The sequence below is a fragment of the Pseudoxanthomonas sp. Root630 genome (assembly GCF_001427585.1).
Classification (GTDB): Bacteria; Pseudomonadota; Gammaproteobacteria; order Xanthomonadales; family Xanthomonadaceae; genus Pseudoxanthomonas_A.
In genome coordinates this window covers 187447-210845 of sequence record NZ_LMGY01000018.1, presented here as the reverse complement: position 1 = coordinate 210845, position 23399 = coordinate 187447, and the positions used below count along the sequence as shown (strand labels likewise).

At 67.3% G+C, this 23399-nt stretch carries 14 protein-coding genes; 5 read left to right on the top strand and 9 right to left on the bottom strand.

Translation table 11 applies throughout. From position 1 onward, the window contains the following. Positions 1-145: 145 nt before the first annotated feature. From ASD72_RS17655 to ASD72_RS17640, 4 genes are all read right to left on the bottom strand, one after another. Complete coding sequence (locus tag ASD72_RS17655) at positions 146-3250, bottom strand: TonB-dependent receptor (RefSeq protein ID WP_056881266.1); 3105 nt, start codon at positions 3248-3250, stop codon at positions 146-148. Positions 3251-3538: 288 nt separating this feature from the next. Then, positions 3539-6892, bottom strand: coding sequence for a GH92 family glycosyl hydrolase (locus ASD72_RS17650; protein WP_056881295.1), 3354 nt, complete (start codon positions 6890-6892; stop codon positions 3539-3541). Beyond that, positions 6885-8165, bottom strand: a complete 1281-nt coding sequence (locus ASD72_RS17645; RefSeq protein WP_056881265.1) for an AGE family epimerase/isomerase — start codon at positions 8163-8165, stop codon at positions 6885-6887. The genes ASD72_RS17650 and ASD72_RS17645 overlap by 8 nt, the downstream gene beginning before the upstream one ends. Further along, the gene (locus ASD72_RS17640; RefSeq protein ID WP_081420439.1) at positions 8162-10870 is read right to left on the bottom strand and encodes a glycoside hydrolase family 2 protein; all 2709 of its coding nucleotides are present in this window, start codon (positions 10868-10870) and stop codon (positions 8162-8164) included. The genes ASD72_RS17645 and ASD72_RS17640 overlap by 4 nt, the downstream gene beginning before the upstream one ends. 268 nt (positions 10871-11138) lie before the next feature. On the opposite strand from ASD72_RS17640, the gene ASD72_RS17635 reads away from it, so the two are divergent. Then, entirely contained in the window at positions 11139-13487 is a 2349-nt protein-coding gene (locus ASD72_RS17635; protein ID WP_235578052.1) for a GH92 family glycosyl hydrolase, read from the top strand. Positions 13488-13501: 14 nt separating this feature from the next. Here ASD72_RS17635 and ASD72_RS17630 read toward each other — a convergent pair whose 3' ends face one another. The 3 genes from ASD72_RS17630 to ASD72_RS17620 are packed head-to-tail and all read right to left on the bottom strand — an operon-like array spanning position 13502 to position 16268. Then, positions 13502-14242 carry a copper homeostasis protein CutC gene (locus ASD72_RS17630; protein ID WP_056881264.1) on the bottom strand — a complete coding sequence of 247 codons (741 nt, stop codon included), beginning with the start codon at positions 14240-14242 and terminating at the stop codon, positions 13502-13504. A gap of 5 nt (positions 14243-14247) precedes the next feature. Next, positions 14248-15261, bottom strand: coding sequence for a N(4)-(beta-N-acetylglucosaminyl)-L-asparaginase (locus ASD72_RS17625; protein WP_056881263.1), 1014 nt, complete (start codon positions 15259-15261; stop codon positions 14248-14250). Beyond that, positions 15258-16268 carry a glucokinase gene (locus ASD72_RS17620; protein WP_056881262.1) on the bottom strand — a complete coding sequence of 337 codons (1011 nt, stop codon included), beginning with the start codon at positions 16266-16268 and terminating at the stop codon, positions 15258-15260. The genes ASD72_RS17625 and ASD72_RS17620 overlap by 4 nt, the downstream gene beginning before the upstream one ends. Positions 16269-17303: 1035 nt before the next feature. On the opposite strand from ASD72_RS17620, the gene ASD72_RS17615 reads away from it, so the two are divergent. From ASD72_RS17615 to ASD72_RS17600, 4 genes are all read left to right on the top strand, one after another. After that, the gene (locus tag ASD72_RS17615; RefSeq protein ID WP_162250407.1) at positions 17304-18431 is read left to right on the top strand and encodes an MBL fold metallo-hydrolase; all 1128 of its coding nucleotides are present in this window, start codon (positions 17304-17306) and stop codon (positions 18429-18431) included. Between the two features lies 1 nt (position 18432). Continuing rightward, positions 18433-19491, top strand: coding sequence for a hypothetical protein (locus tag ASD72_RS17610; RefSeq protein ID WP_056881260.1), 1059 nt, complete (start codon positions 18433-18435; stop codon positions 19489-19491). Positions 19492-19630: 139 nt separating this feature from the next. After that, on the top strand, positions 19631-19894 hold the full coding sequence (locus tag ASD72_RS17605) for a hypothetical protein (protein ID WP_056881259.1): 264 nt from the start codon (positions 19631-19633) through the stop codon (positions 19892-19894). 149 nt (positions 19895-20043) lie between these two features. Beyond that, positions 20044-21819 carry an EAL domain-containing protein gene (locus tag ASD72_RS17600; protein ID WP_081420437.1) on the top strand — a complete coding sequence of 592 codons (1776 nt, stop codon included), beginning with the start codon at positions 20044-20046 and terminating at the stop codon, positions 21817-21819. A gap of 27 nt (positions 21820-21846) precedes the next feature. Here the strand turns inward: ASD72_RS17600 and ASD72_RS17595 are convergent, their stop codons facing one another. Further along, a complete protein-coding gene (locus ASD72_RS17595) occupies positions 21847-22335 on the bottom strand; it encodes a hypothetical protein (protein WP_056881258.1) in 489 nt (162 codons plus the stop codon). 64 nt (positions 22336-22399) lie between these two features. Continuing rightward, a complete protein-coding gene (locus ASD72_RS17590; RefSeq protein ID WP_056881257.1) occupies positions 22400-23323 on the bottom strand; it encodes a LysR family transcriptional regulator in 924 nt (307 codons plus the stop codon). Between the last annotated feature and the right edge of the window lie 76 nt (positions 23324-23399).

Sequence of the window (23399 nt, the reverse complement as noted above, 5' to 3'; positions counted from 1 at the left end):
ACCTGTCTTGATGCACCGCACGCGATCGTGGACCGATCGTCGCATGCGAAGGGAAAAGTGGCCCGGCCTGAGCCGGGCCGTCGGCCCCATGCCGCCCGTTGCCGGGCGGGAGAGAAAGCATGGGGCCAAAACACGGAGCACGACCTCAGAACTTGTAGGTCAGCCCCAGGTACGCCATGCGGCCCGCATAACTATTGGTGTAGAAGCGGTCCTTGGTGTCGTTGCCCAGGTGCGAGCGCGTCTCCTCTTCGGTCAGGTTCAGCACCGAGGCGCTGATGATGAGCGCCGGGGTGATGTTGTAGGCCGCATTGAGGTCGATCTGGTAGTACGGCTCGTCGTAGACGTTCAACCCGTTGACCAGCCCCTGCACCACTTCGCCGCGACGGTTGTACGAAGCGCGCAGCAGCAGGTCCTGCGTTTCGTAGAACACGGTGAAGTTGGTCTGGTTCTTGGCGCTGCCGGGCATCGAGGTCTTGCCGACTTCGGTGCCGTCTTCCAGCGACACGGCCGCCTTGCTGGCGTCGTTGTACGTGTAGTTGAACTGGAAGCCGAGGCCGAAATCCAGCGTGTGCTGCGCATACAGCTCGACGCCCTGCGACACCGCATCCTGGCCGCCGGCCTGGGTGCTGTAGTTCTGCACGGTGACGGTTTCGCCGCCGACGACCATGTTCACGTCGGTGATCACGTTCACGGCGAAGTTCTGCACGTTCTTGCGGAACAGGCCCACGCCTGCGACCGAGCCCGGCCGGAAGTACCACTCCAGGCCCAGGTCGAACTGGGTGGCCTTGTAGGGTTCGAGCCCCTTGTTGCTGCCCGAACCGTACCAGCCCAGTTCGCCCGCACCACCCGTCAGACGCCGGTCGTCGACGTATTCCTGGCTGTAGTACTCCAGGCTGCCGGGTGACGCGATGTCGCCGTAGCTCGGGCGCGAGATCACTTTCGACGCGGCCGCGCGCAGCAGCAGGTTGTCGGTCAGATCGTAGGCCAGGTTGAAGCTCGGCAGCACGTCGGTGTAGGTGCGGTCGAGTGCGGCGACCTCGTAGGTCTCCGGGCGCGCCACATCTTCATGGAGCCTCCAGTACCCTTCGCTGCCGCAGTACGTGTCGGCGGGCGCACCGGTCGGTGTCGCCGCGCCCTGCACGCACGCCAGCGGATTGCCGTCGGCGCCGTCGAAGAAGTAGTCGTCGTAGGAGGTGATCTTGTCCGTCGAATCGGCATGCTGCTTGGTGCGCGCGATGCGCACGCCGACGTTGCCGCGCAGGCGGTCGGTACGGAAGTTGGCCTGCAGGTACGTGGAGTAGATCTTCTCGTCGACGTTGTAGACGAAGTTTTCCTCCTCGCGGGTCTGCATCGCGCCGTAGGTGCTATTCAAGTACGCGATGTAGCCCGGGAAGTTGATCGCCGGGAACGCACTGGCGTTGATGCCCCCCGCCAGGTTGCCCAACTGGGTGATGAGACTGGGCGAGAACTGGGTGGCGACGCTGTTGCAGCGGCCCGCCCAGTAGCGATTGTCGTAGTCGCTGGGATCGGTGCCCGGGCACACCCAGTAGCTGTTGCCCGTGCTGCGGTGGATGCCACCGTCGCGGCCCTTGACGCCGAACTGCAGCGATTCGAAGAAGTCGCCGTCGAAGTGCCACGTGCCGTCGACCTGCGCGTAGTTCTGCTCAGTGTCGTTGCGCGTCCACGAGGAGCCGGTCGAACCGAGGTCGACCTGCAGGATGCCGTTCTGCAGGTTGCGCATCAGCTCCGGCGAGAACGTCATCGACGGAGTTCCGATCAGGCTCCACGAACTGGCGTAGTTGCCATTCGTCCAGCTGCCGTCCGCGTTCTGGAGACGCGGCTTGATGGGAAGGGAGAACTGCAGTTTCGGACCGCCCTCGGCCCAGGTCCGGCCGGCCTTGAAGGCGATGTCCATCTTCTCGCCGTTCCACTCGCCGCCGAAATCGACCGTCTGCGACAGCGACTTCTCGATGTTGTAGCTGCCGGTGATCTGCGGTGTCGGCACGGTGCAGTCATCCGACCCCCAACCGCCCGGCGCCATGCCGGCGGCCGCGGCCTCGGCCTCGCTGCAGTAATACGGCTTGTTCGGATGCAGGCTGTAGTCGGCACCGGTGACGATCGTGCCGCTGGGGTCGAAGGTCAGCCCGTCGAGCAGGCGACCGCCGCGCCAGTTCCCGTCGCCGTAGTAGCGGGCGATGTTCCATTCCGGAACCTTGAGGGTATTGGTCTGCGAGTCCTGCGACAGGTCGAACCGGAAGTAGTTCGCGGTCAGGGTCAGGTTGTCGGTCGGCTTGAACTGGAAGGTCAGCTGGCCGCCCTTTCGCTCGCGTTCTTCTTCCTTGACGTTCAGATTGACCGAGGTCGGCATCATGAAGCCGGTGTAATAGTTGCCGTTCTGGTCCCAGAAGCCGGTACCGCCCCACCAGTTCGAATTGAAGTCGGAAGGCCTGCCGTTCACGTCGACCGCCGTGCCGCCCTCGTCCCGGCCATACCACTGCCAACTCTCGGTGCTGGCACCCATCGTGCGCGTGGTGCGCTTCTGCTGGGTGTAGCCGACGAAGACGCCGAAGCGGTCCTCCTTGTCGTGCCAGGAATAGGAGCCCGAGAACTGCCCATCGGTCTTCTTGGTCGTGTCCGCCCACGTACCCTCGACCGAGGCGAAACCGGAGTTGGGCTCCAGTTCGAGCGGACGGCGCGTGCGCAGGATCACCGTGCCGCCGATGCCGCCTTCGTCGATGCGCGCCTCCGGCGTCTTGTACAGCTCGGCGCTGCCCAGCAGGTTCGAAGGCAGCAGCGTGTAGTTGAACGAACGGGTCGGATCGCCGTTGGATTCGGCGCTGGCGATGTAGTTGCCGTTCAACTGGGTCAGGACCAGCTCCGAGGACAGGCCGCGGACGCTGACGTTCTTGCCTTCGCCGCCATCGCGGCTGATGAGCACGCCCGGCACGCGCTGCAGCGCATCGGCCACGTTCTTGTCGGGGAACTTGCCGACGTCTTCCGCCGTGATCACTTCGACGACGGCGTTCGCGTTGCGCTTCTGCTCCAGGCTCTGCTCGATCGAGTAGCGATAGCCCTTCACCGTCACCGTATCCAGGTCGGTGGCCTGGACCGGCGCCTGGTCGGAAGCAGCGGCAGGTGCAGCCTCAGCCTGTTGGGCGAGCGCATTGCCGGATGCGACGGCGGTGGACAACGCGATGGCGATACCTACGTACAACGTGCTGCGGTTGCGTGCGTGTGGCGTGCATTTCATTTCAATCACCCTCTCCCAAGATTGATCGGCTGCTGACGCGAAGATTTGTATCGATCTAAATTTGCAGGAAATAAAAAAACCGAACTGACGAAACGGCCCAGGCGCCCTCCCGGCACCCCAGAACCCTTCCATGACGCTTCCCTCTCCCTGATCCGAATTAGATCGTTCTAATCCGGCGGAACGCATAATTAGCACAGCGCTCATCCAGTTGCATGCTGCCTCGCAGCAAGTCGCCGAACGGCGGCCCTGGTCCACGGGCGGGGTTTCCCCGCCCGTCACCCGCCCCTCTTACGGTGTGGCCTGTCGGGGCACCGGTTGCAGCAGCTCGATCTCCGCGAGGGCCGCACTTGAGCCTGCCTCGAACCGCACCCGGTACTCGGTGTAGTCGCCGGGATGCGCGATGCCGAACGGGCGCAACTGTCGGGCCCACGCGAATGCCTGCGCGCGCCTCTGGTCCAGCAGCGTCCAGGCGCCCTCGCCCGAACGCCCTTCAAGCACCCACGACAGCGCCGACAAAGGCGTGTCCGCGCTGGTCAGCGTGTAATAGCTTGCGCGCTCCGCCGCAGCGAAACGGAAACCAATGCCCTCTCCCGCGGGCAGCGCGAGCGAAGTGGAGGCATCGTCATCGACGAGCGCCCTAGGCTGACGCCGCGCACCGAGGGACACGCTGACCGCCTTCGATGTGATGTCGGCCAGGCCGCTCGGCGCCTCACCCGGCGGCGTCAGCGAGGGCGGCAATGCGTCGGCACCGCTGCCCCAGGTCGAAGGGGTATCGCCCATGACGAACTCCAGCGTCCCGCCGCCGGCGATATCCGCGTGACGAAGCCATGCCCGCGTCCATGGCGCTCCATTGACCTTGAGCGACTGCACGTACACGTTGCGGGCATTGTTGTTGTGGGCGGTCACGGTAAGCGTGCGCCCACCGCCCAGATCGACCTCGGCGCGCGGGAATGCCGGTGATCCGATGACATATTCCGGGGCTCCCATCCTCAGCGGATACAGGCCGAGCATGCCGAACAAGTACCAGGCCGACATCTCGCCATTGTCCTCGTCGCCCGGATAGCCCTGGCCGATCTCGCTGCCCAGGTAGAGCCGGCGCATGATGTCGCGGGTCACGCGCTGCGTTTTCCAGGGCTGCCCCGCCGCCACGTACATCCAGGGAATGTGGTGCGAAGGCTGATTGCTGTGCGCATACATGCCCATGCGCACGTCCCGCGCCTCGGTCATCTCGTGGATGACATCGCCATAGGCGCCGGAGAATCGCTTCTCCGCCGTTTCGGGCGTGGCGAAGAACGCGTCCAACCGCTTGGCCAGTGCGTCCTCGCCCCCGTACAGCGAGGCCAGGCCCGCCCCGTCATGGGGCACCGTGAAGGCGAAGGTCCATGCATTGGCTTCGGTGTAATCGCCGCCCCACACCCTGGGATCGAACCGGGCAGCGGGCGTGTGCCAGCCGCCGCCCGCCGTCCGGCCACGGAAGAAGCTCGTCGCCGGATCGAACAGATGCGTGTAATCGGTCGCGCGCGCCTGCAAGTACGCGGCCTCTTCACGGTAGCGCTGCGCGCGCGCCGCGTCCTTCTCCTCGGCCGCCAGTGCCAGGCCCAGTTGTGCGAGCCCGAAATCGTTGAGTGCGCCTTCCAGCGTCCAGGACAGCCCTTCATGCACGCTGCTGTCGGCGTAGCCTCGGTACATCGAACGCGCCAGGCCCTTCCGCCCCACATTCGACACCGGGGGCACCACCGTGGCATTGCGCAACGCGGCCTCGTAGGCTTCGTGCGCATCGAACCCGCGGACGCCTTTGAGCCAGGCATCGGCGAAGGCGACGTCGGAACTGGTGCCCACCATCAGGTCGGCGTAGCCGGGGGAGGACCAGCGCGCGATCCAGCCACCATCCCGGTACTGCTGCAGGAAGCCGTCGATCATTTCACCCGCGCGCTCGGGTGCGAACAGCGAGTACGCCGGCCATGTGGTGCGGAACGTGTCCCAGAACCCGTTGTTGACGTAGACCCTGCCCGCACGAACGGGCGCGGACGTACGAAGCGCGTCGCCGCCCGTATTGTCCTTGGACCAGCTGTTCTGGTCGGCATGCCGCCAGTCCGGCTGTTCGGGACTGCCCACGTTCTCATGCGCGATGTTCGGGTACAGGAACAACCGGTACAGGTTGGAATAGACCGTCACCCGCTGGTCTTCGCTGGCACCGTCCACCCGCACCCGGCCAAGCAGCTCGTCCCACGCAGTCTGCGCGCGCGACCGGATGTCCTCGAATCCGGCGGTGCCGATTTCCAGGTCGAGATTGCGACGCGCCTGCTCCACCGAGATCAACGAGGTGGCGATGCGCATGGACACCTCCCCGTCGCGGCCCGGCGAAAACTTCACGTAGCCGGTGGGCCGGCCTGTCGCGATCTGCCCGCTCTCCCGCCACGGCTGATCGAACCGCGCATAGACGAACATCCGCGTCGCACCGTTGGACAACCCGCTGCGCGTGTCGGTGTAGCCGTGCAAGCTCTGCGTGGCGTCGTCCAGCGTCAGTCCGCCGCGTGCATCGACATTGTCGAACAGCAGGTTGGCATCGCCGTCCTCCGGAAACCGGAAGCGGAAGATCGCAGCGCGTTCGCTCGGCGCGATCTCGGCGCGGATACCGTTGTCGAAGTCCACGCGGTAGGTGTGGGGACGCGCCTCCTCCCGGTCATGGGTGAACGACAGCGCCCGCTTCCCGCGATCGGCCTCCGGAATGCCTGACGCGGCCGATGGCATGACCTGGAAGGTCTGGCGATCGCCCATCCATGGGCTCGGCTGGTGACTGATCGACAGCGCCTGCAGGCGCGGCCGGTTGTCGGGTCCGTTCTGTTCGTTCCATCGATACAGCCAGCTCAGCGAACCCGCATCGGTGACCGGCACCCAGAAATTGAAGCCATGCGGCATCGCCGCGGCCGGAATATTGTTCCCCCGCGAGAACGTGCTGTTGGATTGCGTGCCGCGCGTGGTGAGCACGTAGTCGCTGGGCCGTCGCTTGTCCGCCGGAGCGCTGATGTCGATGGCGATGTCGTCGATCCAGCCGGCCGACGCGCCGTGCGCCCCCGGCTCGAGTTGCAGTTCGATCGCGCGGATGCGCTTGCCCCGCAACGCGGGCACCTCGCCCACGCGGACCTGCTTGCGCGCCCACTGCTGCGGATAGAGCGTCATCGACGCTGCCTGCCCCGCGGCCGTGACGGGCGCACCGTGCTGGTCGACAACGCCCAGCGCCGACAGCCGGCGGCCGTCGTCGAAGACCAGGTCCAACGACACGCCCGTGGATGCCGCCGCGTCGCCGGCGACAATCTCCGGCAACACCATCCATGACAGCGTCGTGTCCTTCTCCACGCCGATATCGACCGCGAACAACGACACGCGCCCGGCGGCGTCGGCGCGGTAGTTCAGCGCATGGTCGCCGGTGTAGCCCTTTCCGGCCTTGGCGGCATACGGCTGCGCAGGGCCGTCGCCGACCGCGATACGCGCGGTGCCGGCCGTTGCTCCCGCCGGCACCGGCTCACCCGCTTCGAACGATGTGGCGAAGCGGGCATCGCGCGCGGACGCGACGTGCGGCAACAACAGCATCGCCAATGCGATCGGGAGGATCCTCCCGCGAACAAGGGTCGACTCAGGCATGCGCGCGCAGTACGGCCAGGACGTCATGGCAGGCTCCCATGGTGTGATAGTCGGTCTTCCCTGCGGGGCTCTTGTCGTCGTCGTACTTGCGGTTCCGCCGGTCGAGAATGCGGAACCACGCGCCATGGACATGATCGACCATGTGCGTCCACGCGTAGTCCCACAACCGGTCGTACCACTGCCAGTAGCGATCCTCGCCGGTGGCGACGGCCAGCCTGGCGGCGCATGCCAGCGACTCGGCCTGCACCCAGAAATACTTGTCGTCGTCGCAGATGAAGTGGCGCCCATCGGGAAGCAGCGGGCCTTCGATGTCCTTGCGCAGGGCTTCCGGCGCGAAGCCGTAGACCAGTCCGCCGGACTCCGCATCCCAGGAAGCCTCCATCGACCGGTCGAACAGTTCCCTGGCTTTCGGTACCAGCCAGTCTGCGGGCGTCCCGGCACGACGCAGGTGCCCATCGAGGATCAGCAGCAGTTTGGACCACTCCGTCTGATGGCCGGGCTGGAACCCCCACGGGCGGAACAGGTGCTTCGGATCGTCGCGGTGGTAATCGGTATCCACGCGCCACTGCGCATCGTAGTGCTCCCAGACCAGGCCTTCGGTCTGGGCCGTCTGGCGGCGGGTCATGTTGTCCGCCAATTGCAGGGCGCGATCGAGGTACCGCGCCTCGTGGCTGGCCTCGTAGGCAGCCAGCATCGCTTCGCACATGTGCATGTTGGCGTTCTGCCCGCGATACTCGCTGAACCGCCAGTCGCGCGTGGCCTCGTCCCGGTACAGGCCATGCTCCGGTTCCCAATAGCGGGTTTCCAGCAGTTCCCAATGCGCGTCCATCCACGGACGGCAGGCGTCGACCCCTGCTTTCAGCGCGATGGAGTACGCCAGCAGCACGAAGGCCGCGCCATAGCAATGCTGGGTGGCGTCTTCCGGCAGCCCATCGCGCAACGTCCAGAAATAGCCGCCACTCACCGGATCCCGGTGCTTGTCGCGCAGGAACGCCAGGCCGTGGTGCACCGCGTCCATGTACACCTGGCGCAGCGCGGGATTCTCGTCGCCGAACTCGAGCGCCGCCGTCGCATAGTTGAAGACGAAGCGCGTGCTGCTGACCAGATGGCGATGCGATGCGTCGTAGACGCGCCCGTCATCCTTGAAGTAATGGAAGAATCCGCCCGCCAGATCGATGCAGCGCGGGTGGTAGAAGGCCATCGTGCGGCGTATGTGGTCGCGCAGGAAGGATTCGCTGCGGAAATCATCGTGTGCGGGTACGGTCGCGCTCATGGTGTTGCGGTGCTCCGGAGAGAAGAAGGTGCGGACAAGGCGTCCGCCAGGGTGCTGACATGCAGGGCATCGCGCAGGACGTCGGGCGCGGCGGCGGAAGAGATGCGCAGCGTGACGCGCTCGCCGGGCAGCAACGTCAGCGCGTTGTCGGCGATCTCGGCGTCCAGCGCGCCGAAGTCGACCCACACGGCGCGCGCCAGCGCGTCCGCGGTGAGATCGAGCGTCGGGCCTCGACGGTCATGGCCCAATCGGGCGCTCACAGGCGATGAAGGCCACGCAATATGCTTGGCTTCGGTGAAATAGACCACCTCGCGCGAGGCCGGTTCGCCGGCCACGTTCAGGTCGAACACCGCGACCGTCCGCGCCGGGTCGGCGCCGCCGAGCAGTTCCGCGTCCGCGTAGGTGCCCAGGCGCACGACCGAGAGCGGCGGCACATCGACCGGCTTGCGCTCATCGCGCAGCACGCGGCCGTGCAGGTCCATCACCCGCAGTCGCCATTCACCCCGGCGCGAGGTGGTGCGGTCCGACACCGAGCTGACCGTCGTGCGTCCCTCCTTGCGCAGGGCGGTAACGGCCACCGGCGCGAAAAACCGTCGCGCATGGAACTGCAGCGCTTTCCATCGCCCGAACCAGTCGATGCCCGACCACGACGCGCCCGGCCAGACATCGTTGAGCTGCCAGTAGAGCGAGCCCATCGTATGGGGCCGGCTGGTGCGATGGTGCCTGGCGGCCAGCCCGATCCCTTCCGCCTGCATGACCTGGCTCAGGTACACGAAATCGCCGAAGTCCTTCGGCTCGCCGAATTCCATGCGGATGTAGTGCAACAGCCGCTCGTTGCCCTTGCCTGCCAGGAATTTCTGGTGCGCCTCGACGGGCGCAGAATCGACGCGCTGATCGCCGCGGGCGATCACGCTATCGATCGTCCTGCGTACCGGCCACGCCTGCAGACCGTACTCGGACATGAAGCGCGGCGTGATGTCGAGGTAGGCCGACGGCGGTCGCGCCGGATTGCCCCAGACCTCCCAGTAATGCATGTCTCCGGCGGCGGTCGTGTTCGCCGCCTCCGCCATGTTGTCGCTGGGCGAGCTCGGCCAGTAAGCGATGCCGCCCGCTTCTTCGACCACGACGCGACGCAGGTCGCGATCGAACAGCTGCACGTAGCCGTCCCAGACCTTGGCGGCGAACACCGGGTCGGCGTCCTTCAGTGTCTTGCCGTGGCCCCAGTATTTCCAGGCGATTTCTTCCTCGTTGTTCCCGCACCACAGCACGATGCTGGGATGGTTGCGGAGGCGCTGCACCTGGTCGTGCGCCTCGGCGACCACGTTGGCGCGGAACTCCGGATCGTATGCCGGCTGCATGCCGCCACCGAACATGAAGTCCTGCCACACCAACAGTCCAAGTTCGTCGGCGATGTCGTAGAACGCGTCGCTCTCGTAGTATCCGCCGCCCCAACTGCGCACCATGTTCATGTTGGCGTCCACCGCGGACTGCAGCACGCGCCGCAGCTGGGCTGGCGTCACCCGCGAGGGGAACATGTCGAACGGAATGGAATTCGCGCCCTTGGCGAAGACCGGAATGTCGTTGACGACGAACGCGAAGCCCTGCCCGCCCACGTCGCGCTCACGCCGCAGCTCCACGCTGCGCAGGCCGGTACGGGTGCTGCGATGGTCTGCGATCCGCTCGTCCTTCAGGACCTCGGCCTCGAAGGTGTACAGCGGCTGCGCGCCATACCCGGCGGGATACCAGCGCGTCGGCCGCGTGATGCGGAAGGTCTGCGGAACGCGACTGATGCCCGCGGGCAGCGCGAGGCGGCGGACCGTGGCGACCGTCCTGCGGCCCTCGGGCGTGGTCCGCCATACGCGAATGCCGTATTCGCCCGGGGTGGCGACATCGACCGTCGCGATCGCCGTGATTTCGGCGACATCCTCGGTCACGCGATCCTGGCGTATCTGCAGATCCTGCAGGCTCGCGAGGTCCCAGCTGGACACCTGCACGGGTCGCCAGATGCCGGCCGTGACGTAGCGCGGGCCCCAGTCCCACCCATAGTGATAACCGGGCTTGCGAACGAAGTTCGCCGTCATGGCGTCCCTGGGTTCGTCGCCGTAGGGCGAGGGATAGTTGCCGGCGATGCGGTGCGGCATCCCCTGCACCTGCGGCAGCAGGCGACCGATGGGCGATCGCAATACCACGCGCAGTTCATTGGCCCCCTCGCGCAGGCGGCCTTGCACGGGTATCCGCCAGGTACGGAACGCGTTGTCGGCTTCCAGCACCTTCTCGCCGTTGAGGAACACGTCGGCGAAGGTATCCAGGCCGTCGAGCGTCAGCTCGCTGCGCACCGCGTCGCGCATCCCGGCGCTTGACGTGAAGGTGGTGCGGTACTCCCAGTCGGCCAGGCCGATCCACTGCAGGCCGGCCTCGGGCGCGCCGACGTAGGGATCCGGGATCAGACCGTGCGCCAGCAGATCGGTATGCACGGTGCCGGGCATTGAAGCGGCACGCCATGTCGCGAATCCGTTGGCCGAAGGATTGTCGGCCTGCGCCGTCGAAGGTACCTGGCGGAATTCCCATGCCTGGTCCAGGCGATGCCGGTCCACCGCGTGCGCTGCCGCCGCATTCGCCAGCAGCACGACAAGGCAGAGGGATCGCAGCCCTTTCAGGATGCGCAGCGCACGGAATGCGGCGAACGTCGTGGGCCTTGTCTGCATGCGGGTTCCAGTGTCGACGGCCAACCAGGGAGGTCGATGCGGCGCCCTGCGCGTCGCGTCCAGCGCGCCAGTGCATCCGGGTTTTGGATCGATCCAATTCATGGCTAGATTTACCATGCCCTCCCCGATCTTGCATGCTGCTCCGCAGCAGCCGACACCGCGTGCCGGGCCAGGACGATCGAGCGCACATTCCTCCTGCAGCCGGGCCATGGGCGCTCTGTCCCTGTGCTAGCTTTCCCGGGATTCAACCGATCCAAAAGGTACGGGAATGAAGCAGCTCGGCGCGATGGCGGCAATGCTGGTGGGAATCGCGGGCGCATCCGCCCTGGTCTCGGGCGGCGCCCTGGCGGCGCCGGCCAACGTGGGAGACGCGGCCTACCAGGCGGTCGACCCCTTCATCGGCACGGGAGGCGAAGGCCATACCTACCCCGGCGCGACGGTGCCGTACGGCATGGTCCAGCTCTCGCCGGACACGCGCATCCAGCCGCGCAAGAACGGCTACGGCTGGGCAGCGGGCTACCGCTACGACGACACGACCATCGTGGGGTTCTCGCACACGCACTTCTCCGGCACCGGCCATTCCGATCTCGGTGACCTGCTGTTGATGCCCACGACAGGCGACCTGAAACTGGAACGCGGCGACCCCGACAAACCCCGCAGCGGATACACCTCGCGCTTCCGCCACGCCACCGAAACCGCACAGCCCGGCTACTACGCCGTCACGCTGGACGATCACCAGGTACGTGCCGAGCTCACCGCCAGCCTGCGCGTGGGCATGCATCGCTACACCTTTCCGAAAGGCCAGCCTGCCCATGTGGTGCTGGATCTGCGCACCAGCATGTACGACTACCCGGGCAAGGTGTCCTGGTCGCGGGTACGCGTGCGTCCTGATGGCACGGTGACCGGCTTCCGCGAAACGCGCGGCTGGGCGCCGGGCAGGCAGCTCTACTTCGCTGTGCGCTTCTCCCAGCCGCTCGCCGGCCATCAGTTGCACGACACCGAACAGGACATCCCCTACAAGGGATTCCCGCCACCGGGCGACAAGGATCCCCGGCAGCGCGCGCAGATCGAAGGGCGCCAGCTCGTCGCCGCGTTCGACATCGCACCGCCCGCCGATCGGTCCGTGCTGGTGAAGGTGGCCATCTCGCCGGTCAGCGAAGAAGGCGCGATGGCGAACCTCGACGCGGAAGCGCCCGGCTGGGACTTCGATGGCATGCGCGCCGCCGCAAGGCAGCAATGGAGCGACGCCCTCGGTGCGGTCGAGGCACAGGGCACGCCCGCCCAACGCACCAGCTTCTACACGGCGCTGTACCACACGCTGCTGGGCCCCACCCTGTTCATGGACAGCGACGGGCGCTATCGCGGTCCTGACAATGCCGTGCACCAGGCCAAGGGATGGACGAACTACTCCACCTTCTCCCTCTGGGATACCTATCGGGCCCTGCATCCGTTGACCACCCTGGTGCAGCCCGAGCAACGCACCAACGACTTCGTCAATTCCCTGCTCGCTTCGCGCCGGGAAAGCGCGTACGGCGTGCTGCCCGTGTGGTCGTTCCACGGTCTGGAGACGTGGTGCATGATCGGCTACCACGCCGTCCCGGTGATCGCCGACGCCTACATGAAGGGGATCCGCGGCTACGACGCCGACGAAGCCCTGCAGGCCATGGTGGCCAGTGCGAACCATGGGCCCTACGACGGCATCGCGGCCTATCGCGAACTGGGTTACGTGCCGATCGACGAAGAAGGCGAAGCCGCCAGCAAGACGCTGGAGTACGCCTACGACGACTGGACCATCGCACAGATGGCGCAGGCGATGGGCAAGCACGAGGTCGCGGACACGTTCAACCGGCGTGCGGCCAACTGGAAGCATGCGTTCGACCCCGCCACCGGCTTCATGCGCGCACGCAAGCGGGATGGCGCGTTCCGCGAACCGTTCGACCCCGCCGCCAGCGGCTACGGCACCGACTACACCGAAGGCAACGCCTGGCAATACTCCTGGTACGTACCCCAGGACGTCGCAGGCCTGGCCGACGCACACGGCGGCAGCGACGCGTTGCTGCAGCGGCTCGACGCGGTGTTCGACGCCAAGGTCGACCCGGCCGTGTTCGAGCACATGGAAGACATCACCGGCCTGATCGGCTGGTACGCGCACGGCAACGAACCCAGCCACCACGTCGCCTACCTGTACGCGTACGCCGGCCAGCCCTGGCGCACCCAGGCGCGGCTGAAGCAGATCATGGACACCCAGTACGCGCCGCGCCCCGATGGCCTGGCCGGCAACGATGACCTGGGCCAGATGTCGGCCTGGTATGTATTCACTTCACTCGGCTTCTATCCCGTGACGCCGGGCAGCAACCAGTACGTGCTGGGCCGTCCTTTCCTGCCCCGCGCCACGCTGCACCTGCCCAACGGCAAGCGTTTCACCGTCGTCGCCGAAGGCCTGGACAACGCGCACACCTACGTGGGCGCCATCACGCTCAATGGCAAGCCGTTGGACCGCACGTATCTCGAGCACGCGGAGATCGTCGCCGGTGGCGAGCTCCGCTTCCGCATGCAGGCGACACCCGACCGGGATGGCACGAAGGGACTGAAACTGCCGTACTCGATGTCGAGATAAGACAGCCTGTCCCGCTACGCCGGCACGCGGGCATCCAGCGCGGCGCGCAACGCGTGGACGCGCCCGGCGTCGGTCTCCGTCCAGTCGGGCGACAGCCCTTCCAGCGGAGGAGCGCGGAAGCGCATGGCGGACGCGCGTGGCGCCTTGGCGGACGCATGGAACTCGTGGGCACCGGTGGCTGCGGCGAGTGTCGCGACGTTGTCGGCCGTGATGCCCGCGCCGGGCATCACGATGATTCTCCCCGCCGCCTGCCGCACTCGGGCAGCGATATGCCCGGCGCCCTCCACCGCGGTAGTGCACCCGCCCGACGTCAGCACGCGCGTGAAGCCCGCCTCGATCACCTGTTCCAGCGCGGTCGCCGGATCCCGCACGGCATCGAATGCCCGGTGGAACGTGACCGGCAGTGTGCCGGCGGCGGAAACGAGCTGGCGGCACAACGGCTGATCGACCTGGCCGTCGGCATCCAGCGCACCGACCACCACGCCATCGCATCCCAGCCGGACGCAGTACTCGATGTCGCGGAGCATCACCTCCACGTCCTGCGCGCTGTAGAGGAAGTCGCCCGCACGGGGACGCACCAGCACGAACAGGGGAATGCGCAGGCGCTCGCGCGCAAGGGACAAGGTGGCGGACGACGGTGTCGTGCCCCCGGATTCCAGCGCTTCGCACAACTCCACGCGATCCGCACCGGCCTGCTGCGCCGTCAGCGCGGAGGCGAGCGATCCCGCCGCGATCTCGAGGACACCCCGGCCCATGGCGCTCACGCACCCTCTCCATAGATCGAATCCGAGGCGCGCAGTACGTCCTGCTTCGCGGCATCGCAAACCGCGTACACGAAGCCGCCGTGCAGCGCGAAGGCGCCGACTTCACCGTGCTTGTCGATGGCCAGGAAGCACACCTGCAACGACTTGCTCGCTTCCGGCCGTTTGCGCACCACGCGCTCGATCGCTTCACGGCACGCCTCCATCGGCGTGCGCCCCTGCCGCATCAGCTCCACCACCAGGAAGCTCGCCGCGTTGCGGATCATCTCTTCGCCCACGCCCGACGCGGTCGCGGCACCCACCTCGTTGTCCACGTAAAGCCCCGCACCGATGATGGGGCTGTCGCCCACGCGCCCATGCATCTTCCACGCCATGCCGCTGGTCGTGCATGCGCCCGCCAGGCGACCATTCCGGTCGATCGCCAGCATGCCCAGGGTGTCGTGATTGTCCTTGTCGCCGGGCCGGAGGCGGCGTTCGGCATTGATCTGCGGTCGGTACTCGGCACGTTCGCGCCATGCGTGCCACGCCTTTTCGGCCTCGGGGGTCAGCAGCCGGCGCTTCTCGAAGCCCTGCGCCACCGCGAACTGCTGCGCGCCCTCGCCGACCAGCATCACGTGCGGCGTGTCCTCCATCACCCGACGCGCCACGCTGATCGGATGCGCGATGTCCTCCAGCGCCGCTACCGCACCGCAACGGCCGTCGCCATCCATGATGCTGGCGTCCAGCGTCAGCACGCCGTCCCGGTCGGGATTGCCGCAGCGACCGACGGTGGGATTGCAAAGGTCGCCCTCGGCCCAGCGCGCGCCCTGCTCCACGGCATCCAGCGCACTGCCTCCGGCCGACAGGCGCTTCCAGGCTGCCTGGTTGGCGCCCACACCGAAGTCCCACGTGGACACCACGCGTCCGCCCTGGGCGATGCCGCCCTCCGGAGACGCGGCAGCCAGCTTGCCGGACATCGCCATCGCGCCGGCCGAAGCGGCCATCTGCCCCAGGAATCTTCGCCTGCCTTTCATGTGTGCTCCTCAAGGAAACGCCCATCCCGGGACGCCGGATGCGTCCACCCGTACATGGCCGCGCCCGCCAGCCCCAGCTGACCATGATCGATGCGCCAGACCGGCGGCGGCGTCCGTGGCATCGCGAATTTCCCGGCATAACGTTGCTGGAACGGGCCGGCATGCAGGAAGGGGGCAATGTGCGCCGTCACGCCTCCTGCCAGGTAGACCTCACGTGCGCCCAAGGTGAGCGCCAGATCGGCCACCAGACTGCCCAGCCAACCGCAGAAGACATCGAGCGTTTCCCGCGCGTCCGCATCCCCGCCCAATGCGGCATCGACGATCTCCTCCGCCTGCTCATGCCGCGAGGACGCTCCCCGCACGCGCGCCAGGCTCGCGTGGAGGTGCACCATGCCGGTGCCCGAGAGCACGCGCTCGTTGTCCACATGGGGCCAGCGCTGGGCGAGGTCACGCAGCACATCCAGCTCCACCGCATTGTTCGCCGCCAGCGCCGCATGACCGGATTCGGTCAACAGCACGTCGGAGCCCCTGCAATCGAGGCACATCGCGGCACCGAGGCCGGTCCCGGGCCCCAGCACCAACGCCGGCGCCCGCATGCCGACGTCCTGCTGCCCCGGCAACAGCGGAACAAGCGCATGCCGTTGAACGCCGGGGATCGCATGAGCGACGGCACCGAAGTCATTGATCAGCGCGAGGGATGCCAGCCCCGTGGCTTCGGTGGTCCGGGCGACCGACACCGCCCAGGGCAGGTTGGCGTTGACCAGGCGGTCGCCGTGGAGATAGCCGGCGATGGCGACGACGGCGTCGCGCACCTGCATGCCCGCGCGATTCGATGCCAGCCAATGCAGATAGTCGTTCAGGACATCGGCCAGCGAGGCGTGCTCCCTGCAGCGATACGTCGCCACGTCGCATATTTCATGCCCGTCGGGACTCCAGCCCAGCCGCGCGTTCGTGCCACCGACATCCGCGACGAGACAGCCCTGGGCGCAATTCCGCACAACATCCATCGGTGGCTCTACCCGGCAAGGGCGCTTGAAGACCGACGGGAATCATCTCATTAAATCGATCCAGTGCCGTGGCCGGCACCCCGCCAACCACGCGTCGCCTGCCCTCTTTCCGGGCGTCCGGTGCGCGTGATGTGTCGCGCCATACGCGTGATCCTGGACGGCGATACCGACAGGGATCAACGTCGATACCGGTTGGTATCACCGGAGACCGGCAGACGTATCGACGACGATATCCGCTTGCGTCAACGGTCAGGCAGCGGTGTATCGCGCGGCATACCGATGGACATGGCGAACGATACTCACCGGCATGATCGGCGATACCACAGGGTATCGCGCGACCTGCCCTCGAGCATGTCGTGCCACATCGCTGCCTATGGCGCGCCATGTCCGCATGTATGCCGCGCCATATCGCCGCATATCGAACGCCATGTCCGGACCGGTCGCGGGCGATGGGCAAGGGGGCATCAAGCGCGAGGCTGCCTGGCATGGCGCAGGCCTGCACGGCCATCGGTCGCGATACCTGCAGCCAGGCAGGGACCTACGGGCCAGCGTGGTTGCCGGATGGCCGGTGCACGCTGCGCCATCAACTCCACGCCCCCATCGATGAACACGCGGATTCCCGGATAAGCCACTGCCATTCGCGCGGATGCCCCCGGCCCTGCCTCGCCCCACGTATCTGCATTTACGTTGACCGCCCGCCCCGCAGCGTCGCGTTCAACCAGCTGACCCTTCCCGTGCGGCCACCGACCGGCGTGGGTGAGGCCTGTACATCGGGACATTGACGGGCACAGCGTCGGCAGGACCACCCTTCGGAAGGGGACTCTCATGCAGCATGCGATCGCTTCGCGCCATCGGCTCTACGGCTTGTCTCTGGTTGTCGGCGTGTTGCTCGCGGGTTGCCAGAGCACATTGGCACCCCGCGCCGAGACGGGCGACGGTGGGACCCTGTTGCCGACCTCCTTGCCACAAGACACCGAGCACCCCGGCGATGGTCCACCACAGCAGGGACCGTCGCCGGGTACCCAGGTGACTCCCGTGGATACCCGCGCAACCCAGCGGTCGCCTGCGAGGGACGTCCCGATGGTGGACACCCCGATGCCCGCGGGCCTGCCGACGGCCACGGCCGACCCCACGACGATGGTCGCCCACTTCATCGATGTCGGGCAGGGCGACGCGACGTTGCTGGAATTCTCCTGCGCGGCGGTGCTCATCGATACGGGCGGGGAAAACACCGCGCGCGTGTCCGGCCGCGATCGGCTCAGCCGGTACCTGGAAGAATTCTTCGAGCGCCGTGCGGACCTGGCGCGCACCCTGCACCTGGTGGTGCTTTCGCACCCGCACAAGGACCACACCGATGGGGTTTCCGTGCTGCTCGAGGCGGAGCCGGCGATCGTCGTGATGAACGTCGTCGACAACGGCCCTCCCGCGCCCCGCGCCTCCGGCGGCAAGGGGCAACGCGATCTGCAGTCGTATGCTGCGGAGATCGAAGGCGTCGGCTACGTGGGCCTGGCCGAGTCCGACATCAAGACAGTGTCGGGAGCGACCAGCGACATCATCGATCCGGTCAACTGCAAGCGCGGCAACACCGGCGTGGACCCGAAGATCTCCGCACTGTGGGGCCGCGTGGACCTCGACACGACCTGGGCCAACGACGCCAACAACGACAGCGTCGTGTTGCGTGTCGCATTCGGCAAGGCGGTCTTCCTGTTCACCGGCGACCTGGAGTCGCAGGGCCTCTCCGCCATGCTCGAATCCTATGCGGCGGACCTCGGCGCGTTCGACGCGGACGTCCTCAAGGTCGGCCACCACGGTTCGCACAACGCCACCACCGCCGACTTCGTCACTGCGGTGACGCCCCGGATCGCGGTCATCCAATCGGGAGAATCCTCGCCGGACGACGAGACGTTCAGCGCCTACGCCTTCGGCCACCCGAATGCGAAGGCGTTGAAACTGCTGCTGGACACGGACAGCGGCGTCTCGCTCGACCGCAAGAGCCCCAAGCTCGTCCGGGTGGGCCTCAAGGGTCGCAGCCTCAACGGCAATACCCCGCCGGACTTCACCTACTGGACGATGAAGAAGGCGATCTACGCCAACGGTTGGGACGGCAACATCGCGATCAAGGCGACCTCGGACGGCCGGCTCAGCGTGGAAACCGAGTACTGACGTGTCGCGCGCTCCCCTCTGCGTCGCAGGCCTGCCCGAGGGCCTGCTTCTGGCGAAGCGCGAGATGGTCTCGCGCTGCCATGGTGCGGAACGGCCGATCGGTGGCGCCATCGCCACGCATTACCGGATCGCCGATCTCCGTCGCCAGGCGGGTCGCCTGGTGCATGCCATCGGGATCGGCCGCAAGCTGGTCGCGGGCAAGTCCACCTCCACGCTGTCCATCAGGCTGTACGTAACGCGCAAGCTGCCACGCAGCCTGATCGGCGCCGCCGAGCTGATTCCCGCCCTCGTCGATGGCATTCCGACCGACATCATCGAAGCACCACCGGCGTTCTTCGCGGCGCCGCCCGTCTTTCCCTGCACGCTCAAGCGACTGAAGCGCCAGCGCCCCCTGCACGCCGGCACCTCGTTCGGCCACGTTACCGTCGTCGGCGGCACGCTCGGCGCGAGCGTCCGATCGCGCCTTGCAGGCGAGGAAGCGCTGCACCTCGCGCTCAGCAACAACCACGTACTGGCCGACTTCGGTGCCGTCGGGCTGGGCACCGGCGTATGCCAACCCTCCGCGGGCGACGGCGGGATGGAGGCGGACACGGTGGGAAGACTGCTGCGCTTCGCCCCCATCGTGGCAGACGGCACGACGGAGAACCGGGTCGATGCCGCCGTCGCCGCGATGGACGACGCGATACGCATCTCGCCCGGCATCTGCGGCGTCGGTACCGTGCATGGAACGGCCGCAGCGAGCCTCGGCATGGCGGTGCACAAGCACGCCAGGACGACGGGCTACTCCCAGGGCGTCATCGACGACATCGATTGCGACGTGATGCTTCCCATCGACCGCAACGCGCCCAACCGCGTTGCGCGCTTCGTCCACCAGCTGCGCATCCGTTCGAAGAACGGGACGTCCCGGTTCGCCCAGAGTGGCGACAGCGGCGCCCTGATCGTCGCGAAGGCGTCGGGCGCGGCGACGGGCCTGCTGTTCGCCTGCCCCGACCACGGCGGCTACGCCTACGCCAATCCGATCCAGGCCGTTCTCGACGAACTGCGGGTGGATCTCGCCTAGCGGGGCACCGCCTGCGGGCGGTCGTCCGGCGAACGCCAGTCCGCCGTGATTCGCGCACGCCCATACTCCAACGCCTACGCGACGCCGCAGCATCCTCGCGCTACGCTGACCCTGTCATCCAGGTCTTCCAGAGCCCGCCATGTCGCATCCGTCAGATCCCTACACGCCGATCAACTGTGAGTTCCACGACGTGCTGGAAGCCACCGCGACGCGGCGGACGGAGGCCGTCATCCGGTTCCTCGATGACGACGGAGCAACGCAGGAACGCGAAACACGCATCGTCACCCTCTCCGCCCGCGACGGCGTCGAGTACGCCGAACTCGGCACCGGCGAACGCATCCGCCTGGATCGGCTGATCGCGGTCGGCGGCAGCGTGTTGGCGGATTTCGCGCCACCGGCCTGAGTGCCGGACCGCCTGCGCCACCCGGGCCTGGTTCGCATCCCGCATGCGCCGTTCTGGAATGCCGGTGGTGTACGCGCCGTGCGCTACAGCACGATGACGACGAGGAGTGACACGCGATTGTCATGCGATCGCGCTAGCGTCCCGGCCCCATGCCCGCACGCCCAATCTCCCTGCCTGCTGCCGACGTGCTGGACGCCGCGATGCGTCCAGGCGGTCTGCGCGCGGTGTTCCAGCCGATCATCCACCTGGAAGACCTGCGGGTCGTCGCCCATGAAGGGCTGATGCGCCCTGCGCATGGCCGCTTGACCCCCCTGCAGCTGCTGGACATCGCGCGCAACGCCGGCCGGCTGGGCGAGCTGGAAACACAGGCCGCGCGCACCCTGGTGCGTGCGTTCGACTTCGACCGCGGCGGTCGCCTGCTGCTCAACCTGAGCGCGCACGCGATCCTGCAGGGCGCCTTGCGCCCCCAGCAGATCATCGAGAGCCTGCAGTCGGCGGGCCGCGACCTGAGCCGCTTCGTCATCGAGATCACCGAGCGCGACATCGTCGAAGACGTGGGCCGCCTCGCCGATGCCCTCGGCTATCTGCGCGCCGCCGGCATCCGCATCGCCCTGGACGACTTCGGCAACGGCCACTCCAACTTCGAGCTGTGGCACGAGCTGGGGCCGGAGTACGTGAAGCTCGACCGCTACCTGATCCACGAGATCGCGCAGAGCCCCGGCCGGCTCAGCATCGTGCGCGCCCTGGTGCAGGTGGCCGACAGCCTGGGCACCGACCTCATCGCCGAGGGCGTGGAGCACGTGCAGGACCTGGCGATCATCCAGGACCTGGGCATCCGCTATGCGCAGGGATACCTGCTGGGCCGCCCCGCCGAGCGCGCCACGGAGGCGGTGCCGGACGACCTGCGCCTGGCCTCGCGCGAGAAACTGCCGGTGTGGCCGCGCAGCGGTCGTCGGTCGTCGTTCCCCAAGGTCACCGCGGCCCATCTGCTGATCGAGGCGCCCTTCATCACCGACGACGCCAGCAACTTCGATGCGGAGCAGTTGTTCCGCCAGCACCCGGACCTGCAGGCGTTGCCGGTGGTCGACGGCGACCAGCGGCCACTGGGCCTGATCAACCGGCGGGTGTTCAACGAACGCATGGCCGTGCCGTTCGCGCGCGAGCTGCTCGGCCGCAAGCCCTGCATCAAGCTGATGCATGCCTCGCCGATCATGGCCGACGTGGCGCAGAACATCGACGCGATGTCGGAAATCCTGCTGGGCGAGGACCAGCGCTACCTGTCCGACGGCTTCATCATCACCCGCGACGGGCGCTACGCCGGCGTCGGCACCGGCGAGGCGCTGGTGCGGCGCGTGACCGAGCTGCGCATCGAGGCCGCCCGCTACGCCAATCCGCTGACCCTGCTGCCGGGCAACATTCCGATCGCCGAACACATCGCGCGATTGATCGAGGCGCAGCAGCCGTTCATGGCGGCGTACTGCGATCTCAACCACTTCAAGCCGTACAACGACCAGTACGGCTATTTCCGCGGCGACCGCATGATCCGGCTGGTCGCGTCGACGCTGCTGCGCCATGCCGAACCGCAGTGGGATTTCGTCGGGCACGTGGGGGGCGACGACTTCGTGGTGCTGTTCCAGAGCGACGACTGGGAGCGCCGCTGCCGCGACATGGTCGGCGAGTTCAATGCCGCGAGCCTGGCGCTGTTCGACGAGTCCGACCGTACCCGCGGCGTGCTGGAGGGCGAAGACCGCGCCGGGCGCTACGCGACGTTCCCGCTGACCACGCTGACCATCGGCGTCGCGCCGGCATCACGCGGCCGCTTCACCACCGCCGAGGAAGTCGCCTCGCAGGCCGCCGCCGCCAAACGCCAGGCCAAGCGGCTCAACGTGGGGCTGCATGTGCTGGACGCCGATCCCGGTCACTGAGCGCACGCAGCGCGGACGTGCGCAGGGTCAGGGACGCAGCCACGCCAGCAGGTCGGGATAACCGCCCGCCGGCACGGCACCGGGCGCGCTGGCCATGGCGGCCATGCCGCACCGGACCAGGCCCGCGCTTCCCGGATAGACGCCGAGCGCGAACGTGGTGATCAATGCCTCGGAGCGCCCGTGATAGCCGCCGCGATGGAAGAGCACTTCCGCCGGCAGGCCGAGCTTCATGCAGGCGGCATAGGCCCATGCGGTCGCTTCCGCCTCGCCGCCGTCGGCGTGCTCTTCGTGCGCCTCCAGCGCGTCGGACAGCGACGCCCTCGCGGACGGCGGCGTGACCGCGATATGACCGGCTTCATGCAGCAGATCGCCCGGCCACGCCAGCCGATCGCGATCGAAGACCAGCGTGCCCCGCTCGATCCTGACGCCGGGAAGAAAACTGTCCTCGGGCACGATGCCCTCGGCGACGTCGATCCCTATTTCCCGCAGGAACGCGACGATCCTGTCCGTCGGCATTCGCCTTTCTCCCAGATTGACAGCCGTATCTCCAACCGCAGTACGCGCGGTGTTTCGCGTCCCGTCAGGTCGTCGCAGTGACATCGATGCCCTTCACCAGCCGCGAAGCCAGGCGCTTGTTCTGCAAGTGTGCCAGCCACCAGTCCAGGGCGCGCCCCTGGTGATCCCCACGCCAGGCGACGTAGAGCAGGTTGGGTTCGCGCGGATCCACCATCTTCTTCTCCACCAGGTCGCCGCGCTTGAGCAGTCCGGCCACGCGATCGCGCGGCAACCAGCCCACGCCCAGGCCTTCGCATTGGGCCTGGATCTTGGCGCGCATGCTGGGCACCGCCAGCGACGGCTGCCCGCCCAGCACGCCGTAGCCGCGCACATCCACCCTGCGCGACGTATCGGCCACCACCACCGCGCGGTGCTGGAGCACGGCGGCCCGCTCGACCGGTTCGCGCACCTTGGCCAATGGATGGCGCGGCGACACCGCGAACACCCAATCCATCACGCCCAGTTCGAACCAGCGCAACCCGGGGATCACCGGGGGTTCGTTCGTCGCACCCACGACCAGGTCGGCGCGCCCATCGCGCAGCGCATCCCATGTACCGGTAAGGACTTCGTGGGTGATGCGCAGCGTCACCCCCGACTTCAAGGCATCGAAGGCGCGGATCGCCGGCAGCAGTGTCTCGAATTCGAGGATCTCGTCGGTGACGATCCACAGGCGATCCTCCCATCCGCCCGCGATCTGCCTGACCCGCTGCGTCAGGCGGGAGACGTCCAGCATCAGGCGGGCGGCTTCCTGCGCCAGCAGGTGGCCTGCCGGGGTCAGCTGGAGGCGATAACGGCGGCGGTCGAACAACAGGGCGTCGAAGCGCGCTTCCAGCTGCCGCGCCGCATGCGACACGGTGGACGGCGCCTTGCCGAGCCGGGCCGCCGCCCGGGACAGGCTGCCGCTCTCGCGGATGGCTTCCAGCAGGGCCAATTCATCGGCTGACAACATGTTCGATACCTTCGAACGAGTCCGTCGCGATTGTGGCACGGAAAGCCGCCAGCCCTGCGCCAGGATGCGCTCACAG

Excerpts from the sequence above, each read along its gene's own strand:
- ASD72_RS17655 (WP_056881266.1), bottom strand. The coding sequence starts at position 3,250 with ATGAAATGCACGCCACACGCACGCAACCGCAGCACGTTGTACGTAGGT.
- ASD72_RS17650 (WP_056881295.1), bottom strand. The coding sequence starts at position 6,892 with ATGCCTGAGTCGACCCTTGTTCGCGGGAGGATCCTCCCGATCGCATTG.
- ASD72_RS17645 (WP_056881265.1), bottom strand. The coding sequence starts at position 8,165 with ATGAGCGCGACCGTACCCGCACACGATGATTTCCGCAGCGAATCCTTC.
- ASD72_RS17640 (WP_081420439.1), bottom strand. The coding sequence starts at position 10,870 with ATGCAGACAAGGCCCACGACGTTCGCCGCATTCCGTGCGCTGCGCATC.
- ASD72_RS17635 (WP_235578052.1), top strand. The coding sequence starts at position 11,139 with ATGAAGCAGCTCGGCGCGATGGCGGCAATGCTGGTGGGAATCGCGGGC.
- ASD72_RS17630 (WP_056881264.1), bottom strand. The coding sequence starts at position 14,242 with ATGGGCCGGGGTGTCCTCGAGATCGCGGCGGGATCGCTCGCCTCCGCG.
- ASD72_RS17625 (WP_056881263.1), bottom strand. The coding sequence starts at position 15,261 with ATGAAAGGCAGGCGAAGATTCCTGGGGCAGATGGCCGCTTCGGCCGGC.
- ASD72_RS17620 (WP_056881262.1), bottom strand. The coding sequence starts at position 16,268 with ATGGATGTTGTGCGGAATTGCGCCCAGGGCTGTCTCGTCGCGGATGTC.
- ASD72_RS17605 (WP_056881259.1), top strand. The coding sequence starts at position 19,631 with ATGTCGCATCCGTCAGATCCCTACACGCCGATCAACTGTGAGTTCCAC.
- ASD72_RS17600 (WP_081420437.1), top strand. The coding sequence starts at position 20,044 with ATGCCCGCACGCCCAATCTCCCTGCCTGCTGCCGACGTGCTGGACGCC.
- ASD72_RS17595 (WP_056881258.1), bottom strand. The coding sequence starts at position 22,335 with ATGCCGACGGACAGGATCGTCGCGTTCCTGCGGGAAATAGGGATCGAC.
- ASD72_RS17590 (WP_056881257.1), bottom strand. The coding sequence starts at position 23,323 with ATGTTGTCAGCCGATGAATTGGCCCTGCTGGAAGCCATCCGCGAGAGC.